22 protein-coding genes are annotated in these 23,562 nt (G+C 69.4%); 19 read left to right on the forward strand and 3 right to left on the reverse strand.

Annotated features, from left to right (window positions below):
* Position 1 precedes the first annotated feature (1 nt).
* The 8 genes from EV685_RS13440 to gspF all read left to right on the forward strand — a co-directional run bounded on the left by EV685_RS13440 (position 2) and on the right by gspF (position 9,647).
* A complete protein-coding gene (locus EV685_RS13440) occupies positions 2–682 on the forward strand; it encodes a PulJ/GspJ family protein (RefSeq protein ID WP_130482551.1) in 681 nt (226 codons plus the stop codon).
* 2 nt (positions 683–684) lie between these two features.
* On the forward strand, positions 685–1,689 hold the full coding sequence (gene gspK / locus EV685_RS13445; protein ID WP_242615582.1) for a type II secretion system minor pseudopilin GspK: 1,005 nt from the start codon (positions 685–687) through the stop codon (positions 1,687–1,689).
* Positions 1,690–1,774: 85 nt separating this feature from the next.
* Positions 1,775–3,073 carry a type II secretion system protein GspL gene (gene gspL / locus EV685_RS13450; RefSeq protein ID WP_130482552.1) on the forward strand — a complete coding sequence of 433 codons (1,299 nt, stop codon included), beginning with the start codon at positions 1,775–1,777 and terminating at the stop codon, positions 3,071–3,073.
* A complete protein-coding gene (gene gspM, locus EV685_RS13455; RefSeq protein ID WP_130482553.1) occupies positions 3,070–3,621 on the forward strand; it encodes a type II secretion system protein GspM in 552 nt (183 codons plus the stop codon). The genes gspL and gspM overlap by 4 nt, the downstream gene beginning before the upstream one ends.
* Before the next feature lie 58 nt (positions 3,622–3,679).
* Entirely contained in the window at positions 3,680–4,651 is a 972-nt protein-coding gene (gene gspN, locus EV685_RS13460) for a type II secretion system protein N (RefSeq protein ID WP_130482554.1), read from the forward strand.
* Positions 4,652–4,653: 2 nt separating this feature from the next.
* Positions 4,654–6,906, forward strand: coding sequence for a type II secretion system secretin GspD (gene gspD, locus EV685_RS13465; protein ID WP_165396799.1), 2,253 nt, complete (start codon positions 4,654–4,656; stop codon positions 6,904–6,906).
* 13 nt (positions 6,907–6,919) lie between these two features.
* Positions 6,920–8,335, forward strand: a complete 1,416-nt coding sequence (gspE, locus tag EV685_RS13470; protein ID WP_130482556.1) for a type II secretion system ATPase GspE — start codon at positions 6,920–6,922, stop codon at positions 8,333–8,335.
* An 88-nt stretch (positions 8,336–8,423) separates the two neighbouring features.
* The gene (gene gspF, locus EV685_RS13475; RefSeq protein WP_130482557.1) at positions 8,424–9,647 is read left to right on the forward strand and encodes a type II secretion system inner membrane protein GspF; all 1,224 of its coding nucleotides are present in this window, start codon (positions 8,424–8,426) and stop codon (positions 9,645–9,647) included.
* 309 nt (positions 9,648–9,956) lie between these two features.
* Here the strand turns inward: gspF and EV685_RS13480 are convergent, their stop codons facing one another.
* Complete coding sequence (locus EV685_RS13480; protein WP_130482558.1) at positions 9,957–10,214, reverse strand: MoaD/ThiS family protein; 258 nt, start codon at positions 10,212–10,214, stop codon at positions 9,957–9,959.
* Position 10,215: 1 nt separating this feature from the next.
* A complete protein-coding gene (locus tag EV685_RS13485) occupies positions 10,216–11,529 on the reverse strand; it encodes a glycosyl hydrolase (protein WP_130482559.1) in 1,314 nt (437 codons plus the stop codon).
* Between the two features lie 252 nt (positions 11,530–11,781).
* On the opposite strand from EV685_RS13485, the gene EV685_RS13490 reads away from it, so the two are divergent.
* From EV685_RS13490 to EV685_RS13500, 3 genes are read left to right on the forward strand one after another with little or no spacing between them, the layout of a single operon-like run.
* Positions 11,782–12,786, forward strand: coding sequence for an AAA family ATPase (locus tag EV685_RS13490; RefSeq protein ID WP_130482560.1), 1,005 nt, complete (start codon positions 11,782–11,784; stop codon positions 12,784–12,786).
* 49 nt (positions 12,787–12,835) lie between these two features.
* The gene (locus EV685_RS13495; protein WP_130482561.1) at positions 12,836–13,123 is read left to right on the forward strand and encodes a toxin-antitoxin system TumE family protein; all 288 of its coding nucleotides are present in this window, start codon (positions 12,836–12,838) and stop codon (positions 13,121–13,123) included.
* Positions 13,120–13,494 carry an HVO_A0114 family putative DNA-binding protein gene (locus EV685_RS13500; protein ID WP_130482562.1) on the forward strand — a complete coding sequence of 125 codons (375 nt, stop codon included), beginning with the start codon at positions 13,120–13,122 and terminating at the stop codon, positions 13,492–13,494. The genes EV685_RS13495 and EV685_RS13500 overlap by 4 nt, the downstream gene beginning before the upstream one ends.
* 13 nt (positions 13,495–13,507) lie before the next feature.
* Here EV685_RS13500 and EV685_RS13505 read toward each other — a convergent pair whose 3' ends face one another.
* A complete protein-coding gene (locus tag EV685_RS13505; protein ID WP_242615609.1) occupies positions 13,508–14,170 on the reverse strand; it encodes a Crp/Fnr family transcriptional regulator in 663 nt (220 codons plus the stop codon).
* 306 nt (positions 14,171–14,476) lie between these two features.
* On the opposite strand from EV685_RS13505, the gene EV685_RS13510 reads away from it, so the two are divergent.
* From EV685_RS13510 to EV685_RS13545, 8 genes are all read left to right on the forward strand, one after another.
* Complete coding sequence (locus EV685_RS13510) at positions 14,477–16,435, forward strand: AMP-dependent synthetase/ligase (RefSeq protein ID WP_130482564.1); 1,959 nt, start codon at positions 14,477–14,479, stop codon at positions 16,433–16,435.
* Positions 16,435–17,247 (forward strand): ABC transporter ATP-binding protein, encoded by an 813-nt coding sequence (locus EV685_RS13515; RefSeq protein ID WP_130482565.1) that lies wholly within the window; start codon positions 16,435–16,437, stop codon positions 17,245–17,247. The genes EV685_RS13510 and EV685_RS13515 overlap by 1 nt, the downstream gene beginning before the upstream one ends.
* A gap of 15 nt (positions 17,248–17,262) precedes the next feature.
* Positions 17,263–18,192, forward strand: a complete 930-nt coding sequence (locus EV685_RS13520) for a branched-chain amino acid ABC transporter permease (RefSeq protein WP_130482566.1) — start codon at positions 17,263–17,265, stop codon at positions 18,190–18,192.
* A gap of 109 nt (positions 18,193–18,301) precedes the next feature.
* Entirely contained in the window at positions 18,302–19,360 is a 1,059-nt protein-coding gene (locus EV685_RS13525; protein ID WP_130482567.1) for a branched-chain amino acid ABC transporter permease, read from the forward strand.
* 124 nt (positions 19,361–19,484) lie between these two features.
* Positions 19,485–20,816, forward strand: coding sequence for an ABC transporter substrate-binding protein (locus EV685_RS13530; protein WP_130482568.1), 1,332 nt, complete (start codon positions 19,485–19,487; stop codon positions 20,814–20,816).
* Between the two features lie 132 nt (positions 20,817–20,948).
* Positions 20,949–21,767, forward strand: coding sequence for an ABC transporter ATP-binding protein (locus tag EV685_RS13535; protein WP_130482569.1), 819 nt, complete (start codon positions 20,949–20,951; stop codon positions 21,765–21,767).
* A gap of 150 nt (positions 21,768–21,917) precedes the next feature.
* Positions 21,918–22,217 carry a hypothetical protein gene (locus EV685_RS13540; protein ID WP_130482570.1) on the forward strand — a complete coding sequence of 100 codons (300 nt, stop codon included), beginning with the start codon at positions 21,918–21,920 and terminating at the stop codon, positions 22,215–22,217.
* A complete protein-coding gene (locus EV685_RS13545) occupies positions 22,210–23,475 on the forward strand; it encodes a phenylacetate--CoA ligase family protein (protein ID WP_130482571.1) in 1,266 nt (421 codons plus the stop codon). Before EV685_RS13540 ends, EV685_RS13545 begins: the two co-directional genes overlap by 8 nt.
* Positions 23,476–23,562: the final 87 nt, after the last annotated feature.

The following is a 23,562-nucleotide window of genomic DNA, read 5'->3' on the forward strand; positions in this document are numbered from 1 at the left end:
GATGCGACCACACGCCCCTTGTCGACGCGCCCGGCGCGGCTTCACCTTGATCGAGGTGCTGATCTCGCTGTTCATCCTGGCGCTGATGGCGGGCATGGCTTGGCAGGGCGTCGACATGGTGATGCGCAGCCGCGAGACCGTGCAGGCGCGCATGGACGGCCTGCTGCGGCTGCAGTCGGTGCTGGGGCAGTGGGAGGCCGATCTCGGCCAGTCCTTCGACACCCAGCAGGTGCCCGGCCTGAATTTCGACGGCGCGACGCTGCGGCTGACGCGCCGCATCGACGACGGCGTGCAGGTGGTCGCCTGGTCGCTGCGCGGCGGCCGGCTGCAGCGCTGGACCAGCCCGACGCTGCGCGACGCCGAGGCGCTGCAGGAAGCCTGGCTGCGCAGCTACCAGCTGCTCGGCAACGAGGCCGGCACGCTGACGATGTTCGAGCGGGTCGGGACGTGGCAGGTGCACGTTTTCCTGGCCAGCAGCAACGCCTGGTCCAACGCCCAGTCCAGCGGCGACGAGGCGGGCCAGGACGGCAGCGGCGCGGCCGACAAGCCCAAGGTCGACGCCAGCGCGGTCGCCGGCCGGCGCGAGGCGCTGCCCGACGGCGTCCGGCTGATCCTGAGCTTCAGCGAAGGCGCTGCACACGCCGGCACGCTGCGGCGCGACATCCGGTTGGTGCATCCATGACCATGAGGCCACCCACGAAGCACCTGTCCGCCCAGCGCGGCGCCGCGCTGCTGACCGCGATGATCATCGTCACGCTGATCGCGACGCTGGCCGCCGGCATGGTCTGGCAGCAGTGGGTCGCCGTGCAGGTCGAGGCGGCCGAGCGCAGTCAGTCGCAGGCGCGCTGGATCCTCAACGGCGCGCTTGATTGGGCCCGGCTGATCCTGCGCGAGGACCAGCGCACCAGCGACATCGACCACCTCGGCGAGCCCTGGGCGGTGCCGCTCGCCGAAGCCCGGCTGTCGACCTTCCTGGCGGCCGACCGCAACAACAACGCCGACGACGGCAGCGGCGGCGCGCCCGAGGCCTACCTGTCGGGCGTCATCCGCGACGCCCAGGGCCGCTACAACCTGCGCAACCTGGTGCGCGAGGGCAAGGTCCAGCCGGTCGAGCTGAAGACGCTGGAGCGGCTGTGCGAACTGCTGGGCCTGCAGGCTTCGCTGGCCACCCAGATCGCCGATGCGCTGCGCCAGGCCATGCCCGGCACCACCGTCGAGCTCAATGCCAGCGACGTGCAACGGCGCGCCACGCCGCTGCTGCCCGGCGGCGTCGAAGACCTGGGCTGGCTGGGCCTGCCGGCCGCCACCGTGCAGCGGCTGGCGCCCTACGTGAGCTGGCTGCCGGTGCAGACGCCGGTCAACCTCAACACCGCGTCGCGCGAGGTCATCGCCGCCGTGGTGCCCGGGGTTGACCTGGCCGGTGCCGAGCGCCTGACCCAGTCGCGGCTGCGCAAGCACCTGCAGAACATCGACGACGCCCGTGAGGTGCTCGGGCCGGGTGCCGGTCTGGACACACAACGTCACGGCGTCAATTCCCGCTACTTCGAGATCGACGGCACGATGCGCCTGGAGTCGCTGGTGGTCAGCCAGCGCTCGCTGCTGGAGCGCAACACGCAGACGCGCGACGTGCGGGTGCTGCGGTCGCTGCGCATCGACCCGGCAACAGTTCGCACAGCACTGCAGCAATGACGCGCAAGCCCCTGATTCAGCGGGTTTTCTGCAGCCCGACACCTACAATCAAAACCGACTTTTCAAGCGGTTTTTGCAGATCCAGATGAGCGTGCTGATCGTCCAGTTGCCCCCCCGCGCACGCCTGCTGGCAGGCGCCGCTGCGGGCGCCCCGGAAAGCACCGCCGCCGCCGACGGCTGGCTGCATGTCCTGAGCCCGGACGGCCGCGCGATCGGCGCTGAAGGCCGGGCCCCGAGCGCGCTGCTGCCCGCCGCAACCAGCACCGTGCTGGTCTGTGCCTCCGGCGATGTCAGCTTCCACCGCATCACCGTGCCACGCGCGCCCGCCGCCCGCATGGACGGCGCCCTGCGCGGCCTCCTCGAAGAGCGTGTGCTGGAGGACATCGACGGCCTGCACCTGGCGCTCGAACCCGGCGCCCAGCCCGGCGCCGAAGCCTGGGTTGCCGTGATGGACGCCAGCGCGCTGAAGGCCGCGATCGCGCGCCTGGAAGCCGCCGGACGGCCGGTCGACCGGGTGGTGCCGGCCCAGGTGCCCGGCAACCAGCCCGCCACGCTCGACATCGTCAGCCTCGCCACCGACGGCCACGACACCGGCTTCGACGGCGCCGCCTCGGCCGATGAGCGGGGCTGGGTCAGCCTCAGCCATGCCGACGGTCTGGTGGCATGGCCGTGGAACGCGGCCGCTGGCCGGCCCGGCCCGCTGACCCAGGCGCTGTTGCCCGATCCCTTGCCGGTCGACCTGAACTGCAGCGCCAGCCCGGCGCTGGTGCAGGCCAGCGAGGCCTGGCTGGGCCGCCCGGTGGCCGTGCGCACGCCGGCACAACGGATGCTGGCCGCCGCCCAGTCCGGCTGGAACCTGCGCCAGCACGGCCTGGCACCGCGCCACCGCGGCGCCACCGTCGTGCGCGACCTGCTGACGCGCCTGCGCAGCCCCGCCTGGCGGCCGGTGCGCTGGGGCCTGGCGGGTCTGGTCGGCGTCCAGCTGATCGGCCTGAACGCCTGGGCCTGGCAGCAGCGCAGCGAACTGGCCGAACGCAAGGCCCGCATGACCCAGCTGCTGCGCAGCGCCCACCCCCAGGTGCGCGCCATCCTGGACGCGCCGGTGCAGATGCGGCGCGAGAACGAGAGCCTGCGTGCAGCGGCGGGCAAGGCCGGCGACACCGACCTCGAACCGATGCTGCAGGCCGTCGCCAGTGCCTGGCCGGACAAGCTGCCCGTGCAGACCCTGCGCTATGAAAACGCCCGCCTGACGCTGGCCGCCCCGCAACTGGGCGACGACGAGGTCGCGCGGCTGCGCAGCCAGCTCCAGCCTGCGGGCTGGCGCGTCGAGGGCAACGGCAGCCAGCTGACGCTGAGCCGTGCACCGCAAGGAGCGACACGATGAGCGCGCGCCCGAACGGCCGCCTGCGCCCACCGTCCGCCGGTCCCGCCACCGGCCTGGCGCAACGCCTGGCACCGCACCTCGCCCCGCTGCAGCAGCGCTGGACGGCGCTGGCGCCGCGCGAGCGCCGCATGCTGGGCTGGGCCGCCGCAGCGGTCGGCCTGCTGCTGGTCTGGCAGATCGCGGTCCAGCCGGCGATCAACACCCTGCGCAACGTGCCGACGCAACGCGCCGAGCTGGACCTCCAGCTCGCCGAGATGCAGCGCCTGGCCCAGGAGGCGCAAGAACTGCGCGCGCTGCCGCCCGTGTCGCCCGAACAGGCCGAGGCCGCGCTGCGCGCTGCCGTGACCCGGCTGGGCGCCAACGCCCGGCTGCAGATGGCCGGCGAGCGCGCCACCGTGACGCTCACCGGCATCGATGCGGGCACCCTGACCGGCTGGCTGGCGGAGGTGCGCAGCGCCGCCCGCGCCCGGGTGGTCGAACTGCAGATCAACCGCAGCGGCACGCTCTACGGCGGCAGCGTCGTGCTGGCGCTGGGCCGACCGGCCTGAGCGCCGCTCGGCACCCGACGACCCGCCAGTCCAGACCCGACCCGACACCCACGACGACATGGCCCGCCTGCCCGCCTTCTCCCTGCGCCGCCGCACCGAGCCGTCGATGGCCGGCCTGCCGTCGGCCTTTGGCGCGGGTGCGCCGGGCCGAAGGATGGCCGCGCTCCAGCGCGAGCGTCAGGCGGCGGCGGCCGAACGCCAGCCGCGTCGCTGGGCGATCTGGGGCGCGGGGGTCGGTACGCTGCTGACCGCCGTCGTCTTCGCGCCGGCCCGCTGGCTGGCCGATGCGGTCGAGCAGGCCAGCCGCGGTCAGGTCCAGCTGGCCGATGCGCGCGGCACGGTCTGGTCTGGCGACGCCGTGCTGGTGCTGGGCGCCGGCAGTGGCAGCCGCGACGCCAGCGCCCTGCCCGGCCGTCTGACCTGGACCCTGCGCCCGTCGCTGGCCGAGGGCGCCGGCCTGGCGCTGAACCTGCGGCAGGACTGCTGCCTGCGCAACACCCTGCAGTTGCGGGTCTTGCCGGGCTGGGCCCGCGTGCGGGTGCAGGTGCTGGGCCTGGCCGAATCAGGCCAGCCGGCGCCGGCCGAGGCCGACGGTTTGACCTGGCTGGCGCAATGGCCCGCCGCCTGGTTGGCCGGTCTGGGCACGCCGTGGAACACCCTCCAGCCCGGCGGCGCGCTGCGCCTGAGCGCACAAGGCCTGCAGCTCGAATGGGCTGCCGGCCGTTTTGCGATGACCGGCCAGACCAGCCTGGAGCTGCGCGACTTTTCGTCCCGCCTGGCGACCCTGCCTCGGCTGGGCAGCTACCGCATCGCCATCAGCGCCGACCCGGCCCAGGCCGGCACCGCCCAGGTGGTGCTCAGCACGCTCGACGGTGCCCTGCTGCTGTCCGGACAGGGCAGCTGGAGCGCCAGCGGCCTGCGCCTGCGCGGCGAGGCCAGCGCGGCGCAGGGCGACGAGGCCGCGCTCAGCAACCTGCTCAACATCATCGGACGGCGCGACGGCGCCCGCTCCCTGCTCTCGATCGGATGACCATGACGAAGCGCCCCCTCACCTGGCTGTGCGCGACGCTGCTGACCGGCGCCCAGCTGGCCCCGGCCCTGCTGCCGCTGGCCGCCGCGCAGGCCACGAAGAAGCCGCCGGCCGCAGCACCCGCTGTCGCTGGCGCCGCCGCCGTGGCACCCGCCGCCGCAGCGGGCGAAGGCCCCTTCAAGTGCAGCACCAGCGCCGCCAACCGCTACTGCCTGAACTTCCCCAATGCCGAGATCGAGGACATCTCGCGCGCGCTGGCCGCCATCCTCAAGCGCCAGATCGTTGTCGACCCGCGCGTCAAGGGCACGATGCGGCTCTACAGCGACCAGGACCTGACCCAGCGCGAGGTCTTCCTCAACTACCTCGCCGCGCTGCGCGGCCTGGGCTATGCGGTGATCGAGTCCGGCGGCCTGCTCAAGGTCGTGCCCGAGGCCGAAGCCAAGCTGCAGAGCGGCTCGGTGTCGGTCGGCTCGGTGGTCGGTCGTGGCGACCAGATCCTGACCCAGGTCTTCCGCATCCAGCACGAAAACGCCAACAACCTGGTGACCGTGCTGCGCCCGCTGATCACGCCCAACAACACGATCAACGCCAACCCCGGCAACAACACGCTGGTGGTCACCGACTACGCCGACAACCTGCAGCGGCTGGCCAAGATCATCGCGGCGCTGGACGTACCGGCCCACACCGGGCTGGAGGTCTTCCCGCTGCAGCACGCGCTGGCCTCGGACCTCGCGCCGATCGTGCAGCGCTTCGCCGATGGCGGCGCTGCGGCAGGTGCCGCACCGGGCACGGCGACCGTCTCGGTGCTGGCCGATCCGCGCACCAACGCGCTGCTGATCCGCGCCCCGAACGCGGCCCGGCTGGCCGCCGTGATCGCGGTGATCGACAAGCTGGACCGGCCTGCGCCGACCGGCGGCCCGGCGGGCAACATCTACGTCGTCTACCTGAAGAACGCCGATGCCGTGAAGCTCGCGCAGGTGCTGCGCGCGGCCTACGGCGCGGGTGCCGGCGCGGCGACCGGCGGCGCAGCCGGCGGCACGGGCCTGTCGGCGGCCAGCCCGGCGCAGGGTCAGGCGCTGGCGACGGCCGGCGGCAACGCGGCCGCTTCGCCGCAGGCGACCACGCCGGTGGCGACGTCGGCCAGCCCGTCGACCGGCGGCTTCATCCAGGCCGACCCGGCGACCAACTCGCTGATCATCAGCGCGCCCGAGCCGGTCTACCGCCAGCTGCGTGGCGTGATCGACCAGCTCGACGCCCGCCGCGCGCAGGTCTATGTCGAGTCGATGATCGTCAAGATGGACGCGATCCAGGCGGCCGAGTTCGGCTTCCAGTGGCAGACCCTGCTGGGCAAGAACGGCGACAAGTACGGCGTCGTGGCCGGCACCAACTTCTCGGCCGCCACCGGCAGTGGCGCCAACATCATCAACCTGGCGGTGGGCGGCGCGACCGGCGCGGCCGTGCCAGGCACCGGCCTGAACGTCGGCCTGGTCAAGGCCATCAACGGCGTCTACACGCTGGGGGCGCTGGCGCGCTTCCTGGAGACCAACACCGGCGCCAACATCCTGTCGACGCCCAACCTCGTGTCGCTGGACAACGAGGAGGCCAAGATCGTCATCGGCCAGAACGTGCCCTTCGTGACCGGCACCTTCACCAACACCGGCACCGGCACCGGCGGCAACGTCAACCCCTTCCAGACCATCGAACGCAAGGACGTCGGCCTGACCCTGCGCGTCAAGCCGCAGATCGGCGAGAGCGGCACCGTGCGCATGGTGATCTTCCAGGAGAACTCGACCGTGACCTCGGTGTCGAGCACGGCCGGCCCGACCACCGACAAGAGCTCGATCGAGACCACCGTGGTGGTCGACGACGGCCAGATCATGGTGCTCGGCGGTCTGCTCAAGGACGACTTCGGCGAGAACGAGGATCAGGTGCCCGGCCTGGCCAGCCTCCCGCTGATCGGCGGCCTGTTCAAGTCCGAGTCGCGCAAGCGCACCAAGAGCAACCTGCTGGTCTTCCTGCGCCCGGTCGTGATGCGCACCCAGGAAGACGCCAACGCGCTGACCCTGGACCGCTACGACGCGATCCGGGCCCAGCAGATCAACGGCCAGCCGCGCCCGTCGACCGTTGGCCGGGTGGACGAGTCGGTCGTGATCCCCGAGCTGCGCCGCCCGGGTGCGGCCGGCAGTGCGCCCGCGCCCGGCACGCCCGGCGCAGCCACCACGCCGGACTGGGGCCAGCCGGCCACCGGCCGCTGAGCGGGGCCGCGACATGCGCCATCCGCTGCCCTATGCCTGGGCCAAGGCCCAGCGCATCCTGCTGGAAGACGACGGCCAGCGCCTGGTGCTGTGGGCCGATGCGGCGGTCGACCGCAGCGCCTTGGCCGAGGTCCAGCGGCTCTATGCCATCGACGCGCTGGAGCTGGAGCCGCCCGAGTCGCTCGCCCGCCGCATCGCCGCGGCCTATGCCGGCGGCGAGTCGAGCGCGGCGGCGGTCGTCGGCGAGGTCGAGAGCGCCGTCGACCTGAGCCGCATGATGCAGGACCTGCCTGCCGTCGAGGACCTGCTCGAAGCCAGCAACGACGCCCCCATCATCCGCATGCTGAACGCCCTGCTGACGCAGGCGGCCAAGGACGGCGCGAGCGACATCCACATCGAGCCCTACGAACGCAGCAGCGCGGTGCGCTTCCGCGTCGACGGCACGCTGCGCGAGGTGGTGCAGCCCAACAAGGCGCTGCACGCGGCGCTGATCTCGCGCCTGAAGATCATGGCCGAGCTGGACATCTCCGAGAAACGCCTGCCGCAGGACGGCCGCATCTCGCTGCGCATCGGTGGACGCGCCATCGACGTGCGCGTGTCGACCCTGCCGGGCGTGCACGGCGAGCGCGCGGTGCTTCGCCTGCTGGACAAGGGCGAGGCCAAGTTCTCGCTCGCCGGCCTGGGCATGGCGGGCGACACGCTGGCGCGCTTCCAGCGCCTGATCGCCCAGCCGCACGGCATCGTGCTGGTGACCGGCCCGACCGGCTCGGGCAAGACCACCACGCTCTATGCCGGTCTGGCCGAGGTGGACACCAGCACGACCAATGTGCTGACCGTCGAGGACCCGGTCGAATACGAGCTGCCCGGCATCGGCCAGACCCAGGTCAATGCCCGCATCGACCTGACCTTCGCCAAGGCCCTGCGCGCCATCCTGCGGCAGGACCCGGACGTCATCATGATCGGCGAGATCCGCGACCACGAGACCGCGCAGATCGCGGTGCAGGCCTCGCTGACCGGCCACCTGGTGCTCGCCACGCTGCACACCAACGACGCGCCGAGTGCCGTCACCCGCCTGACCGACATGGGCATCGAGCCCTTCCTGCTCAGCTCCAGCCTGATCGGCGTGCTGGCCCAGCGCCTGGTGCGCAAGCTGTGCAGCGACTGCAAGCGTCAGGACGAGCGCGGCCGCTGGCACCCGGTCGGCTGCGACAACTGCGGTCGCACCGGCTACCGCGGCCGCTGCGGCATCTACGAGCTGATGGTGGCCGACGAGAAGATCCGCGCGCTGGTCCACAACCGGGCGGCCGAATCGCAGCTCTTCGTCGCCGCCGAACAGGGCGGCATGAAGACGATGCGCGAAGACGGCATGCGGCTGGTCGAGGCCGGGATCACGTCGAGCGAAGAGTTGCTGCGTGTGACCCGGGAATGACGACTCCCCAGCGTGTGTCTTCGACCCTCGCCCCGCCGGGGCGCGGCCCCTGTGTTGGGTGTGCTGTTTCGTTGGATTGAACTGAGCGATGCCCGCCTACCGCTTTGAAGCCCTCGACGCCAACGGCAAGACCCAGACCGGCCTGCTGGACGGCGACAACGCAAAAGCGGTGCGTTCGATGCTGCGCGCCCGCGCGCTGGTGCCGATGGACGTGCAGCCTGTCGCCGGGCAGGAAGGCAGTGGCGCCCAGGGCGGTGCAAAGCTCGGCGGCAAGCGGGTCTTCACCTCGACCACGCTGGCAATCTGGACCCGCCAGCTTGCAGGCCTGGTCGCCGCCAGCCTACCGCTCGAACGGGCCCTGACCGCCCTGGCCGACGAGGCCGAGGAGCCGCGTCAGGCCGAGCTGCTGGCCCACCTGCGCGCCGAGGTCAACGCCGGTTCGACCTTCGCCCGCGCACTGGCCACCGCACCGCGCGAGTTCGACGACATCTACCGCGCCGTCGTCGCGGCCGGCGAACAGACCGGCCAACTCGGTCTGGTGCTGGAGAAGCTGGCCGATGACCTGGAGGAGCGTCAGGCCCTCAAGGCCAAGCTGATCGGCGCCGCCCTCTACCCGGCCATCGTCTCGCTGGTCGCCTTGGTCATCGTGGTCTTCCTGGTGACCTATGTCGTGCCGCAGGTCGCCCAGGTCTTTGTCGGCGGCAAGCGTGCGCTGCCCTGGCTGACCAGCGCCATGCTGGGCATCAGCGGCTTCTTGCGCAACTGGGGCTGGCTGCTGCTCTTGCTGGTCGGCGGCGCGGTCGGCCTGTTGAGCGTGATGCGCCGCAACGCGGCCACCCGTGAACGCCTCGATGCCGCCTTCCTGACCCTGCCGCTCCTGGGCAAGCTCGCCCGCGGCTACAACGCCGCCCGCTTCGCCGGCACGCTGGCGATGCTGGCGGGCGCGGGCGTGCCCATCCTGAAGGCGCTGCAGGCGGCGGCCGAGACGCTGTCCAACGAGGCCATGCGCACCGATGCGCTGGACGCCCTGGCGCAGGTGCGCGAAGGCGCGCCGCTCGCGTCGGCCCTGGCCGCCAAAAAGCGCTTCCCGGGCCTGCTGGCCATGTTCGCCCGCCTCGGCGAACAGACCGGCGAGCTGCCGCAGATGCTGCAACGCGCCGCCACCCAGCTCGGCAACGAGGTCCAGCGCCGCGCGATGCAGACGGCCACCATCCTCGAACCGCTGCTGATCGTCGTGATGGGCCTGGCGGTGATGCTGATCGTGCTGGCGGTGCTGCTGCCGATCATCCAGCTCAACACCTGGGTGAAATAGTGCCCCTCGCCGGGCGGGTACGCCCGTCGATCCCCCGAGGGGATCCGGGCCGGGGGAATGTATGCCCCTCGCCGGGCGAGTACGCCCGTCGATCCCCCGAGGGGATCCGGGCCGGCTTGGGGCGGCCCGGCGCTCGGCCCGGAGGAGGGATGTTTGCCCCTCGCTGGGCGGTACGCCCGTCGATCCCCCGAGGGGATCCGGGCCGGTTTGGGGCGGCCCGGCGCTCGGCCCGGGGGGGCATGTTTACCCCTCGCTGGGCGGGTACGCCCGGCGATCGCCCGAGGGGATGCGGGCGTCTTGCGGGGTGGGCTAACCGCCGCTCAGGGCCTGCACGATGTGCACCGGGACCGCGGGATCGAGCGCGCGGCTGAGGTCGTGGACGGGCTTGGCCTCGATGAACACGCGCATGTGGGGCCGCAGCCGGTCCTGCTCGTCGACCATGCGAAAGCGCAGGCCGGGGTACTGGCGGTCGAGGTCGCGCAGCAGCGCGTCGAGCGTCGCACCTTCCGCGTCGACCCACATTTGGCGTGTGTAGGACAGCAGCGACGAGGGGATCAGGACCTTCATGTCAGGCCTTCCAGCCTGTTTCCACGGAATAGATCTCGGGCAGATGCCGGGCGATGCAGCGCCAGCTCTCGCCCTCGTCGGCGCTGGCCCAGAGTTCGCCTTGGGTGTTGCCCACGTAGAGGCCCACGCGCTTGCAGTCGTCGCGGGTCATGGCCTGGCGCTTGATCGTCCACCAGGCCTGTTCGGGCGGGAAGCCCTGGTCCTGGCGCTGCCACGTGCGACCGCCGTTGCGGGTGACGTAGGCGGCCGGCTTGCCCTGCGGGGCGGTGCGTGGCCAGACGTCGGTGCCGTCCATCGGGAAGACCCAGGCGGTGTCGTCGTCGAGCGGATGCACCACGATCGGGAAGCCGATGTCGCCGACCTTCTTGGGCATCTTCATGCCCACCCGCTGCCACGTCGTGCCGGGCCGGTCCAGGCGGTAGATGCCGCAGTGGTTCTGCTGCCAGAGGCGGTCCGGGTTGCCGGGCGAGAGGCGCACGCAATGCGGGTCGTGGAAGGTCGGCTCCTTGTCGTCGAAGCCGCCCACGACCTGCATGCCGTCGAGCAGCGGCTGCCACGTCTGGCCGCCATCGGTCGACTCGTGGAAGCCGCCGCCGGACATGCCGAAGTAGAGGTGCTTGCGGTCGCGCGGGTCGATCAGGATGGAGTGCAGCTTGGGGCCATCGGGCGTGCCGTCCTGCACCGTGCCCATCCACGGCCGCATCGTCAGGTTGTCGTTGACGCCGGGCAGGCCACGCCAGGTCTTGCCCCCGTCGTCGCTGCGGAACAGGCCCTGCGGCGAGGTGCCGGCATACCAGCTGCCGGGCTCGTCGTCCGGACCGGGCACGAGGTGGAAGGTGTGGTCGACGCTGCGGCCGACCTCGCCTTCGGGGGCTTTGTCGAAGGCCGGCGGGCGCTCGGCCTCGGTCCACGTCCGGCCGAAGTCGGTCGAGCGGAAGATGGTCGGGCCCAGGTGGCCGGTCTTGGCCGAGGCCAACAAGGTGCGGCCGTCACGCGGGTCCATCACCAGATGCTGGATGACGTGGCCATGGAAGTGCGGGCCTTCCAGCGCCCAGGTCTTGCGCTTGGCGTCGCCACGCAGGATCCACGCGCCCTTGCGGGTGCCCACCAGCACGACCAGCTCGCGCGCGGCGGGCTTGGCGGCCTTGGCGGCCTTCACCGGCTTGGCGGCCTTGGTGGTCTTGTTGGACTTGGTGGCGACCTTTGTGGTCTTGGTAGAGACCTTGGCGGTCTTGGTGGTGACTTGTGCGGTCTTGACCGCCTTCACGGCCGGCTTCACGGCCGGCTTCGGGGACGGGGTCTTCTTCGTGGCCATCGTGTCTCCTGATCGATCACCGGTCGCGCCGGCGTGGCGCAGTGTCACGCCGTGACGGAATCACGTCCAGACCTTGTCGATGCCGCGCTGCGGTGCCAGACAACGGCACGCGCATTGCGAATCCTTCACATGTCCGGCGTCCGACCTGCAGGCCAACCTCCGGATTGAGGGGCCTTCCGGGGTGACATCCGGGCCATGCCTGTTGCATGCTTTGCTGCAATGAGATGACCGTCTCCCGACCTGGAGGTCCCCATGAACCCGTCCTCGTCCACCGACCTGGTTCCGGCCTGCGCCACGGCGATCCCGATCGCGCAGATGCGGCATGTCTACCGCCTCGACGAGGTCGAGAAACGGCTGACCAAGCTGCCGCAGAAGGAACACGAGAACCTGCGCGCAACCTACGAGCGCATGCTCGAAAAGGGGCCGGAGCGCTTCCAGGTCAAGCCCTCGTCGTTGCCGGCGATGGCGCACCTCTACGACACGCTGCCCAACTTCCATGAGGTGCTCGACGACGTGCGCCGCCAGCTCGCGCTGTGCGAGGACAGCCGCGACGCGCTGGAGATCACGCCGATGCTGCTGCTCGGCCCGCCCGGCGTCGGCAAGACCCACTTCGCCCGCGAGATCGCCCAGCTGCTGGGCACCGGCATGGGCTTCATCTCGATGAGCTCGCTGACCGCCGGCTGGGTGCTGTCGGGCGCGAGTTCGCAGTGGAAGGGCGCGCGGCCAGGCAAGGTCTTCGAGACCCTGGTCGACGGCTCCTACGCCAACCCGGTGATGGTGGTCGACGAGATCGACAAGGCCGGCGGCGAACATGCCTACGACCCGCTGGGCGCGCTCTACGGCCTGCTCGAACACGACACCGCGCACACCTTCATCGACGAGTTCGCCGAGGTCCCGATCGACGCCAGCCAGGTCATCTGGGTGGCCACCGCCAACGACGAGCGCGCCATCCCCGAGCCCATCCTCAACCGGATGAACGTCTACGAGGTCCAGATGCCCGACCGCGACGCCGCGCGCCGCATCGCACTGCGCCTCTACCAGGGCATCCGCGCCAGCCACGACTGGGGCCGCCGCTTCGACGAGACGCCGTCCGACGACGTGCTCGATGCCCTCTCCGAACTCGCCCCGCGCGAGATGCGGCGCGCCTGGATGACCGCCTTCGGCAACGCCAAGCTCGCCCGCCGCGAACAAATCCTGCCCGCCGACCTGCCCGACAGCAGCGCGGGCAAGCGGCCATCGATCGGGTTCATGAACTAGGGGAGTCGACGGCTTGCTTGGCCGTTCGGGTGTTGGCATGATTGCCAACATGAAGGCCGAGCTCATCACCCGCTTCAAGACGGTTATGGATGACGGTGGCGTGATGGAACTCGTCGTCTGGCGAGTGCCCGAGCCGGTGCCGCCGACCGAGCACGGATACAAGTACCGGGCCGTTTATGCCGTGGCCGGTCAACGGCTGGTCGGCTTCGACAACGAGCGAGGCAAGGGCGATCACCAGCACGCGGGCGACCAGGAATTGCCCTACAACTTCACCAGCGTTGACCAGTTGGTCGAAGACTTCATTGCCGCCGTCGACGCGGCCCGGAGTGCCACATGAAGAACACGACCCCGCGCACCCTCACCATCACGCTCAACCCTGACTGGCGCGCCAGCCTGCGAGCCAGTGCGCGCAAAGCTGCCGCTGCGGGATACCAAGGCGAGGTCCTGAACTTCGAAAGCCCGGCCGCCTTCTTTGGCAGGCTGACGGAACGGCGGTGGCTGCTGGTCGTGGCCCTCAAGGGTCAGGGCACCGTGTCGGTTCGCGAGCTGGCGCGACGTGTCGGGCGCGACGTGAAGCGGGTGCATGAGGACGTGCAAACCCTGACCGAACTGGGCTTGGTCGAACGCGACGAGAACGGCGGCGTGGCCTGCCCCTTCGAGGACGTGCACATCGACATGCACCTTCAAAGCCAGACGCTGGCGGCCTGAAGCGCCGCAGCGGTCAGCGCTCGACGGCGCGGCCCACCACACGCCGCAAGCCGGCCAGGTCCAGCACCCGCACGCCGCCGTATTCGATGCGGATCAGGCCTTGCTGCTGCAGCGAGCGCAGGGCCTCGTTGACCCGTTGGCGAGACAGGCCGATGAGGTAGGCCAGTTCCTGCTGCGTGATGCGCAGGACCTCGCCGACGCCGGGGTAGAGAACCGGGTGAAACAGCGCGGCCAGGCTGCGGGCGACCTTGCTGTCGGGGTCGTTGAGCCGGTCGATCTCGCGGGCGGCGATGAACTGGCCGAGGCGCTCGTTGAGCTGGTTCATCACGTAGCGGTTGAAGCCGATGCTGCGACCCAGCAGCCACTCGAAGGTCGACACCGGCAGGCCGGCCACGGTGCTCGCGCGCAGGGCCTCGATGTTGTAGCGGTAGACCTCGCGCTTGAGCAGCGTGCCCTCGCCGAACCAGGCGCCGGGCGGCACGCCGGTGAAGGTGATGGAGGCACCCTGCGAGCTGTCGTTGCTCATCTTCAGCAGGCCGTCGACCACGCCGAACCAGAAGCCCGCCGGGCGGCCGATCTTGCAGACGTAGTCGCCGACCGCCGCGTCGGCCACCTGCAGGTCGGCGACCACCCGCACACGTTCGCCCGACGACAGCAGGGGCAGCCACGGGACCATGTCCAGCTCGGCCGGCAAGGCGGCACGGGCGCGCTGGCGCAAGGGCGTTCGAACGTGGGGCGCGGAGGCGGCGTCGCTGTCGGTGGCAGGGTCGGTGGCAGGGTCGCTGGCGGGGTCGCTCATCGCGGCGCTCCTGATGTTGTCTGTCGAGACGCTGACATGACCGCCCCGGGAAAGTCCTGCCCAGGGATGTCCCGCAAATTGTCGTCGGGCTGACAACTTGGCGTCAAACACAGGCCTAGGATCCGCCTCGTTCCACATCGCTGCGTGCCCCGTCCGGGCCCGCCGACCCCGAGGAGATTCGTGGTGACCGACACGTTCCCGCGCCTGTTGCTGGCGCATGCGAAGCAGCGCCCCGATGCGCCCGCGTTGCGCGAGAAGGAATACGGCATCTGGCAGACCTGGACCTGGCTGCACCTGTCCGAACAGGTCCGTGCGCTGGCCAGTGGCCTGGCCGAGGCTGGCCTTCAGTCCGGCCAGCACATCATCGTGGTGGGCGACAACCGGCCGCGCCTGTACGCCACGATGCTGGCGGCGCAGGCCATCGGCGCCATCCCCGTGCCGCTCTATCAGGACGCGGTGGCCGCCGAGTTCGTCTTCCCGGTCACGAATGCGGAAGTGGCGTTCGCGGTGGTGGAAGACCAAGAGCAGGTCGACAAGATGCTGGAGGTGCGCGAGCAGTGCCCCGCGCTGACCCGTATCTGGTTCGACGACCCGCGCGGCCTGCGCAAGTACGACGAGCCCGGGCTCGATTCGCTCGACAACCTCGTCGCAGCCGGACAGGCTCACGCCAAGAGCCACCCCGGCTTCCTGGAAGCCGCGATCGACAAGACCCGCACGGCCGACGTCGCGGCGATGTTCTTCACCTCGGGCACGACCGGCAACCCCAAGGGCGTCGTGCACACGCACGCCTCGCTGATCGACCGCGCCGGCGCGGGTGCCCGTTTCGACAAGCTGAGCAGTGCCGAAGAGGTGCTGGCCTACCTGCCGCCGGCCTGGATCGGCCAGAACTGCTTCAGCTACGCGCAGTGGCTGGTCTGCGGCTATGTCGTCAACTGCCCGGAGTCGGGCGCGACGGTGACGATCGACCTCAAGGAGATCGGCCCGACCTACTACTTCGCCCCGCCGCGTGTGTTCGAGGGCCTGCTGACCAGCGTGATGATCCGCATGGAGGACGCCAGCGCGATCAAGCGCGGCCTGTTCCATCACTACATGGCGCTGGCCCGCCGCGTCGGTCCGGCGCTGATGGACGGCAAGAGCGTCAGCGCGCTGGACCGCCTGAACTACCGGCTCGGCGACCTGCTGGTCTACGGCCCATTGCGCAACACGCTGGGCTTCAGCCGGGTGCGCGTGGCCTACACGGCCGGCGAGGCGATCGGGCCTGACCTGTTCACCTTCTACCGCTCGATCGGCATCAACCTCAAGCAGCTCTACGGATCGACCGAGACCGCCGTGTTCGTCTGCCTGCAGCCCGACCACGAGGCCCGTGCCGACACGGTCGGCGTGCCCATCGAGGGCGTGCAGATCAAGCTGGCCGACAACGGCGAGATCCTGGTCAAGAGCGGCGGCCTGCTCAAGGAGTACTACAAGAACCCGGCCGCAACCGCCGAGGTGCTGGGCGCGGACGGCTGGTACCACACCAGCGACGCCGGCTTCATCGATGCGCACGGCCACCTGAAGATCATCGACCGCGTCAAGGACGTCGGCCGGCTCCTGGCCAAGGACGGTGGCGGCCCGAACGACGGCGCGCTGTTCGCGCCCAAGTACGTCGAGAACAAGCTGAAGTTCTTCCCCTACATCAAGGAGGCGGTCGCCTTCGGCGATGGCCGCGAGAAGGTCTGCGCCTTCGTCAACATCGATGTCGAGGCGGTCGGCAACTGGGCCGAGAAACGCAACCTGCCCTATGCCGGCTATGCCGACCTGGCGCAGAAGCCCGAGGTCTATGAGCTGATCCGCCAGTGCGTCGAGCAGGTCAACGCCGATCTGGCGCAAGACGACAAGCTCGCCGGCAGCCAGATCAGCCGTTTCCTCGTGCTGCACAAGGAACTCGATGCCGACGACGGCGAGATGACGCGCACCCGCAAGGTCAAGCGCGGCTTCATCAACGACAAGTACCAGGTGCTGGTCGAGGCCCTGTATGGCGGCAAGTCCGAGCAGTACATCGAGACGGTCGTGAAGTTCGAAGACGGCCGCAGCGGCAGCGTCTCGGCCACCCTGAAGATCGCCGATGCAAAGACCTACCCGGCCGCCAGGAGGGCCGCGTGATGACCGGACAGAACCCCCTCGCCGTCAGCGGCTCCAAGGTCATCGGCGAGGTCATCCTCGACGTGCGCAACATCAGCCTGCGCTTCGGTGGCGTCAAGGCGCTGACCGACATCAGCTTCAACGTCCGCGAGCATGAGGTGCGCGCCATCATCGGCCCGAACGGCGCCGGCAAGAGCTCGATGCTCAACTGCATCAACGGCGTCTACACGCCGCAGGAAGGCCAGATCACCTTCCGGGGCCAGACCTTCAGCCACATGAACTCGCGTCAGGTCGCGGAGATGGGCGTCGCCCGCACCTTCCAGAACCTGGCCCTGTTCAAGGGCATGAGCGTGATCGACAACATCATGACCGGCCGCAACCTGAAGATGCGGACCAACCTGTTCCAGCAGGCCTTCCACCTCGGCCCGGCGCGCCGCGAAGAGGCCGAGCATCGGGCTCACGTCGAACAGATCATCGACTTCCTGGAGATCCAGGCCTATCGCAAGACCCCCGTCGGTCGCCTGCCCTATGGCCTGCAAAAGCGCGTCGACCTGGGCCGCGCGCTGGCGATGGAGCCGCAGGTGCTGCTGCTCGACGAGCCGATGGCCGGCATGAACGTGGAGGAGAAGCAGGACATGTGTCGCTTCATCCTCGACGTCAACGACGAGTTCGGCACCACCATCGTGCTGATCGAGCACGACATGGGCGTGGTGATGGACATCTCCGACCGCGTCGTCGTGCTGGACTACGGCAAGAAGATCGGTGACGGCACGCCCGAGGAAGTCCGCAACAACGAGGACGTCATCTCGGCGTACCTCGGCACCAGCCACTGAGCCAGGAGCAACAAGATGGGTTTCTTCCTCGAAACGCTCTTCGGCGGCCTGATGGCGGGCATGCTGTATTCGCTGATCGCACTCGGCTTCGTGCTGATCTTCAAGGCCAGCGGCGTCTTCAACTTCGCGCAGGGCGCGATGGTGCTGTTCGCGGCCCTGGCCATGGCGCGCTTCTCGGAGTGGGCGCCCAAGCTGATGGGCTTCGATCACAAGATCCTCGCCAACCTGATCGGCTTCGTGCTGGCGATGGTGGCGATGATCGCGGTGGCCTGGGTGATCGAACGGCTGGTGCTGGGCAAGCTGGTCAACCAAGAAGGCATCACGCTGCTGATGGCCACGCTGGGCATCACCTATTTCCTCGATGGCTTCGGCCAGACCGTCTTCGGCAGCGACATCTACAAGATCGACGTCGGCCTGCCCAAGGACCCGATCTTCCTGTTCGAGCAGACCTTCCAGGGTGGCATCCTGATCAGTCAGGAAGACCTCTACGCGGCCCTGATCGCGGCGGCACTGGTTGCGGCGCTCAGCCTGTTCTTCCAGAAGACGGCCACCGGCCGTGCGCTGCGGGCGGTGGCCGATGACCACCAGGCGGCGCAATCGATCGGCATCCCGCTCAACCGCATCTGGGTCATCGTCTGGTCGGTCGCGGGTTTCGTCGCGCTGGTCGCCGGGATCATCTGGGGCAGCAAGCTGGGCGTGCAGTTCTCGCTGTCGCTGGTCGCCCTGAAAGCCCTGCCGGTGGTCATCCTCGGCGGTCTGACCAGCGTGCCCGGCGCCATCATCGGCGGGCTGATCATCGGCGTGGGCGAGAAGCTCAGCGAGGTCTACATCGGCCCGATGGTCGGCGGCGGCATCGAGATCTGGTTCGCCTACGTGCTCGCGCTGATCTTCCTGCTGGTGCGCCCACAGGGACTGTTCGGCGAAAAGATCATCGACAGAGTGTGAGCAGTCCACCGATGTTTTTCTTCAACCAATCAACCCGCGCGGATCCGGCTCGGCCGGTCCGCTGCGGGACGCCCCCTCGGGGGGCAGCGACCAAAGGGAGCGTGGGGGCATGATTTATCGTGAGAACGGCCAGTTCAAAACGACCTACCCGGCCGACCAGCAGATCTTCCCGATCCGGCAGGACCGCATCGCCATCGGCCTGCTGCTCGCCTTTGCCGTGATCGTCGTGCCGATGGTCGCCCCGGAATACCTGTTCCGTGCGGTGCTGATCCCCTTCCTGATCCTGTCGCTGGCCGCCCTGGGGCTGAACATCCTGGTGGGCTACTGCGGCCAGATCTCGCTGGGCACCGGCGCCTTCATGGCGGTGGGCGCCTATGCGGCCTACAACTTCGCGGTGCGCATCGAGGGCATGCCGCTGATCGGCTCGCTGCTGATGGGCGGCGTCTGCGCCACCGGCGTCGGCGTGCTGTTTGGCATCCCGTCGCTGCGCATCAAGGGCCTCTACCTCGCCGTGGCGACGCTGGCGGCGCAGTTCTTCGTCGACTGGGCCTTCCTGCGCATCAAGTGGTTCACCAACGACTCGTCCTCGGGCTCGGTCAGCGTGGCCGGCTTGAAAGTGCTGGGCCTGCCGATCGAGACGCCGGTGCAGAAGTACCTGTTCTGCCTGGCCTTCCTGTGTGTCTTCGGCGTGCTGGCCAAGAACCTGGTGCGCAGCAACATCGGCCGCGAGTGGATGGCCATGCGCGACATGGACGTTGCCGCCGCCGTCATCGGCATCCGGCCGGTCTACGCCAAGCTGACCGCCTTTGCGGTGTCGAGCTTCATCGTCGGCGTGGCCGGCGCGCTGTGGGGCTTTGTGCACCTGGGCTCGTGGGAGCCGGCGGCCTTCTCGATCGACCGGTCGTTCCAGCTGCTGTTCATGGTCATCATCGGCGGGCTGGGCTCGATCATGGGCAGCTTCTTCGGCGCGGCCTTCATCGTCGTGCTGCCGATCGCGCTGGACAACCTGACCGTGGCCGTCGGCCTGTCGACCGCCACCGCATCGCACATGACCTTCATGATCTTTGGTGCGCTGATCGTCTTCTTCCTGATCGTCGAACCGCATGGTCTGGCCCGCCTGTGGTCGATTGGCAAGGAGAAGCTGCGCCTGTGGCCATTCCCGCATTGATGTTGCCCACCCCCATAGCGCCTGCGGCGCTCCCCCTCAAGGGGACGCCGCCAGCGGCCCGGCAAAGCCGGCTCCCCGCGGCGTCCGCTTGATGAAGACCTCTGACTCAACCCAGGAGACGACCATGAAACTGAAGTCCCTCGCCCTTGTCGCGGCCCTGACCGCCAGCACCGTGACCAGCCTGTTGACCGCCACGGCGGTCCAGGCCCAGGCCAAGGAACAGTTCTTTCCGGTGCTGGTCTACCGCACGGGTGCCTACGCCCCGAACGGTGTGCCCTTCGCCAACGGCTATGTCGACTACCTCAAGCTGGTCAATGCCAAGGGCGGCATCAACGGCGTCAAGGTCAGCTTCGAGGAATGCGAGACCGGCTACGCCACCGACAAGGGCGTCGAGTGCTACGAGCGCCTGAAGGGCCGTGGCGCGACGGTGTTCCAGCCGCTGTCCACCGGCATCACCTTCGCGCTGACCGAGAAGGCGCCGGCCGACAAGATCCCGCTGATCACCTCCGGCTACGGCCGCAGCGAGTCGGCTGATGGTGGCGTGTTCAAGTGGAACTTCCCGCTGGTGGGCACCTACTGGGTCGCCGCCGATGTGCTGGTCCAGCACATCGCCAAGAAGGAAGGCGGCTTCGACAAGCTGCGTGGCAAGAAGATCGCGCTGGTCTATCACGACAGCCCGTACGGCAAGGAGCCGATTCCGCTGCTGACCGAGCGCAGCAAGATGCACGGCTTCGACCTGCTCTCCATCCCCGTGACGCACCCCGGTGTGGAACAGAAGGCGGCCTGGCTGCAGATCCGCCAGAACCGTCCCGACTATGTCTTCCTGTGGGGCTGGGGCGTGATGAACTCCACCGCGCTGAAGGAAGCCGTGGCCACCGGCTATCCGCGCGACAAGATGTACGGCGTGTGGTGGGCCGGCGCCGAGCCGGACGTCAAGGACGTCGGCGATGCCGCCAAGGGCTACAACGCCCTGGCCCTGCAGCACGGCGCCGAGCAGAACTCCGCCGTCGTCAAGGACGTCCTCAAGCTGGTCCACGACAAGGGCCAAGGCACCGGGCCGAAGGACGAGGTCGGACAGGTGCTCTACATGCGCGGCCTGAGCGCGGCCATGCTGGCCGTTGAAGGCGTCAAGCGGGCCCAGGAGAAGTACGGCAAGGGCAAGGTCATGACCGGCGAACAAGCCCGCTGGGGCTACGAGAACCTGGCGCTTGACCAGAAGAAGCTCGATGCGCTGGGCTTCGCCGGCGTGATGCGCCCGGTCTCGACCTCGTGCAACGACCACATGGGCGCTGCCTGGGCGCGTCTGCACACCTGGGACGGCTCGAAGTGGAACTTCTCGTCGGACTGGTACCAGGCTGACGAGTCCATCCTGAAGCCGATGGTCAGGGACGCCGCCAACAAGTACGCCGCCGAGAAGAAGCTCGACCGCCGCACCCCTGCGGACTGCCAAAGCTGACCCACCCCCGGAGCGGCTGACGCCGCTCCCCCTCAAGGGGGCCACGCGAGAGGACCGGCAGAGCCGGATCCTCCGCGTGACTGGACAAAGACGCGCGTTCCCTGGGGGACGCACACCTTCAAGGTTGCCGAAATGAGTGCTGTGCTGCTGAACGTCAATGGCATCGAGGTCATCTACAACCACGTCATCCTGGTGCTCAAGGGCGTGAGCCTGCAGGTGCCCGAGGGCAAGGTGGTGGCGCTGCTGGGCGGCAACGGGGCCGGTAAGACGACCACGCTGCGGGCGGTCAGCAACCTGCTGGCGGGCGAGCGTGGTGACGTCACCAAGGGCAGCATCGAGCTGCGCGGCGAGCGCATCGAGAAGCTCAGCACCTCGGACATGGTCGAACGCGGTGTCGTGCAGGTGATGGAAGGCCGTCACTGCTTCGCTCACCTGTCGATCGAAGAGAACCTGATGACCGGCGCCTACACCCGCCGCGACGGCAAGGCCGCCGTGGCGCAGACGCTGGAGAAGGTCTACAACTACTTTCCGCGCCTGAAGACGCGCCGCAACAGCCAGGCGGCCTACACCTCGGGCGGCGAGCAGCAAATGTGCGCGATCGGCCGTGCGCTGATGGCCAACCCGAAGATGGTGCTGCTCGACGAGCCCTCGATGGGCCTGGCGCCGCAGATCGTCGAAGAGGTCTTCGAGATCGTGAAGGACCTCAACACCAAGGAAGGCGTGACCTTCCTGCTGGCCGAACAGAACACCAACATCGCGCTGCGCTATGCCGATTACGGCTACATCCTGGAGAACGGCCGCATCGTGATGGACGGCGCCGCCAAGGACCTGCGCGAGAACGAGGACGTCAAGGAGTTCTACCTTGGCATGGGCGGCGGCGGTGACGGAAACCCGCGCAAGAGCTTCAAGGACGTCAAGTCCTACAAGCGGCGCAAGCGGTGGTTGGCTTAAGTCCCCCCCCTACGGCCTTCGGCCGCCGGTCACTGGGCCCACCCCCTACGGCCTTCGGCCGCCCCCTCAAGGGGGCCGTCCCGGTGGACCGGCGGAGCCGGATCCACGGGACGCGCTGGATGATGTCCTGGGTTCTTGCGTGAGGGTCGCATGAGCGAAGAGTGGGGATTTGCGGCGCCTGCGTTCAAGGTCGATGAGGCCTTGGCGCGCTTGCGGCGTGATCTGAGGGAAGCCGGGCTGGTCGAGCGCGGTGGCGTGTTCGAGCGGCGCGCAACGGCGATTGCCAAGGTTGCGGCAGGTGTTGGGGTCGTGGAGGCCGCCATCGTCGACAGGCCCTCACGCCGTGCGCCGACCTGGCGCGCGCGGCAACTGACATCGGGGGCGGACGTGCGCGACTTCGTCACCCTCGTGAAGAAACAACTGGGCGCGTGGAGCCAAGACGATGAGTGAGCATCTCGACACCCTGGAGACCCGGGATCCGGTCGACCGCGAAGCGGCGCTGATGTCCGCGCTGCCCGGCCAGGTGGCCCATGCGCAGCGGCATGCACCGGCGTTCGCGCAGATCCTCGCCGGCATCGACGCGGCCCATGTGACGAGCCGTGAGGCGCTCGCCACCTTGCCGGTGACCCGCAAGGGCGAGCTGCTGGAACGCCAGAAGGCGCTGCGCGCGCAGGACGTGTTCGGCGGCCACTCGGCCATCGGCTGGATCGGCCAGCCCGGCCTGCACCGCACCCGCCGCGTGTTCCAGTCGCCCGGGCCGATCTACGAACCCGAGGGCGAGGCGCGCGATTACTGGCGCATGTCGCGGGCCATACACGCCGCCGGCTTCCGGGCCGGCGAGTTGATCCACAACAGTTTCAGCTACCACCTGACCCCCGCCGGGTCGATGATGGAGACGGGCGCCCATGCGCTCGGCTGCGCCGTCTTCCCGGGCGGCGTGGGCAACACCGAACTGCAGCTGCAGGCCATGAGCGAGCTGCGGCCGGCCGGCTACATCGGCACGCCGAGCTTCCTGAAGATCCTGGTCGAGAAGGCCGCCGAGACCGGCGTGGCGATCGCCAGCGTGCAAAAGGCGCTGGTCAGCGGCGAGGCCTTCCCGCCCAGCCTGCGCGACTGGCTGCTCGAACGTGGCATCGCCGGCTACCAGTGCTACGCCACCGCCGACCTGGGCCTGATCGCCTACGAGACCGCCGCCCGCGAAGGCATGGTGATCGACGAGGGCGTGATCGTCGAGATCGTGCGTCCCGGCACCGGCGAGCCGCTGCCGGCGGGCGAGGTCGGCGAGCTGGTCGTGACCTCGTTGAACCCGGACTACCCGCTGATCCGCTTCGGCACCGGCGACCTGTCGGCGCTGCTGCCGGGTCGCTGTCCGACCGGCCGGACCAATGACCGCATCAAGGGCTGGATGGGCCGGGCCGACCAGACCACCAAGGTGCGCGGCATGTTCGTGCACCCGGGTCAGGTCGAGCAGGTGCGGCGGCGCCATGCCGAACTGCTGCGCGCCCGCCTGGTCGTCAGCGGCGAGATGGCCGATGACCGCATGACCCTGCAGGTCGAGGTCGAGGCATCCGCACCTGAAGGCCTGGCCGCCCGCGTCGCCGACAGCGTGCGCGACGTCACCAAGCTGCGCGCCGAGGTCCTGCTGGTGGCGCCGGGCACCCTGCCCAATGACGGCAAGGTGATCGAGGACGCCCGCAGCTACCGCTGAGCCGATCCGAAGCGGAACGTCCGGCGCGGTCCGGACTCGAAGCCTGCGGGACTGGCCTTACGTATTTCCCGTCATGGCGATCGGCCG

It is taken from the genome of Sphaerotilus mobilis (assembly GCF_004216565.1).
In the GTDB taxonomy this organism is placed as follows: domain Bacteria; phylum Pseudomonadota; class Gammaproteobacteria; order Burkholderiales; family Burkholderiaceae_C; genus Sphaerotilus; species Sphaerotilus mobilis.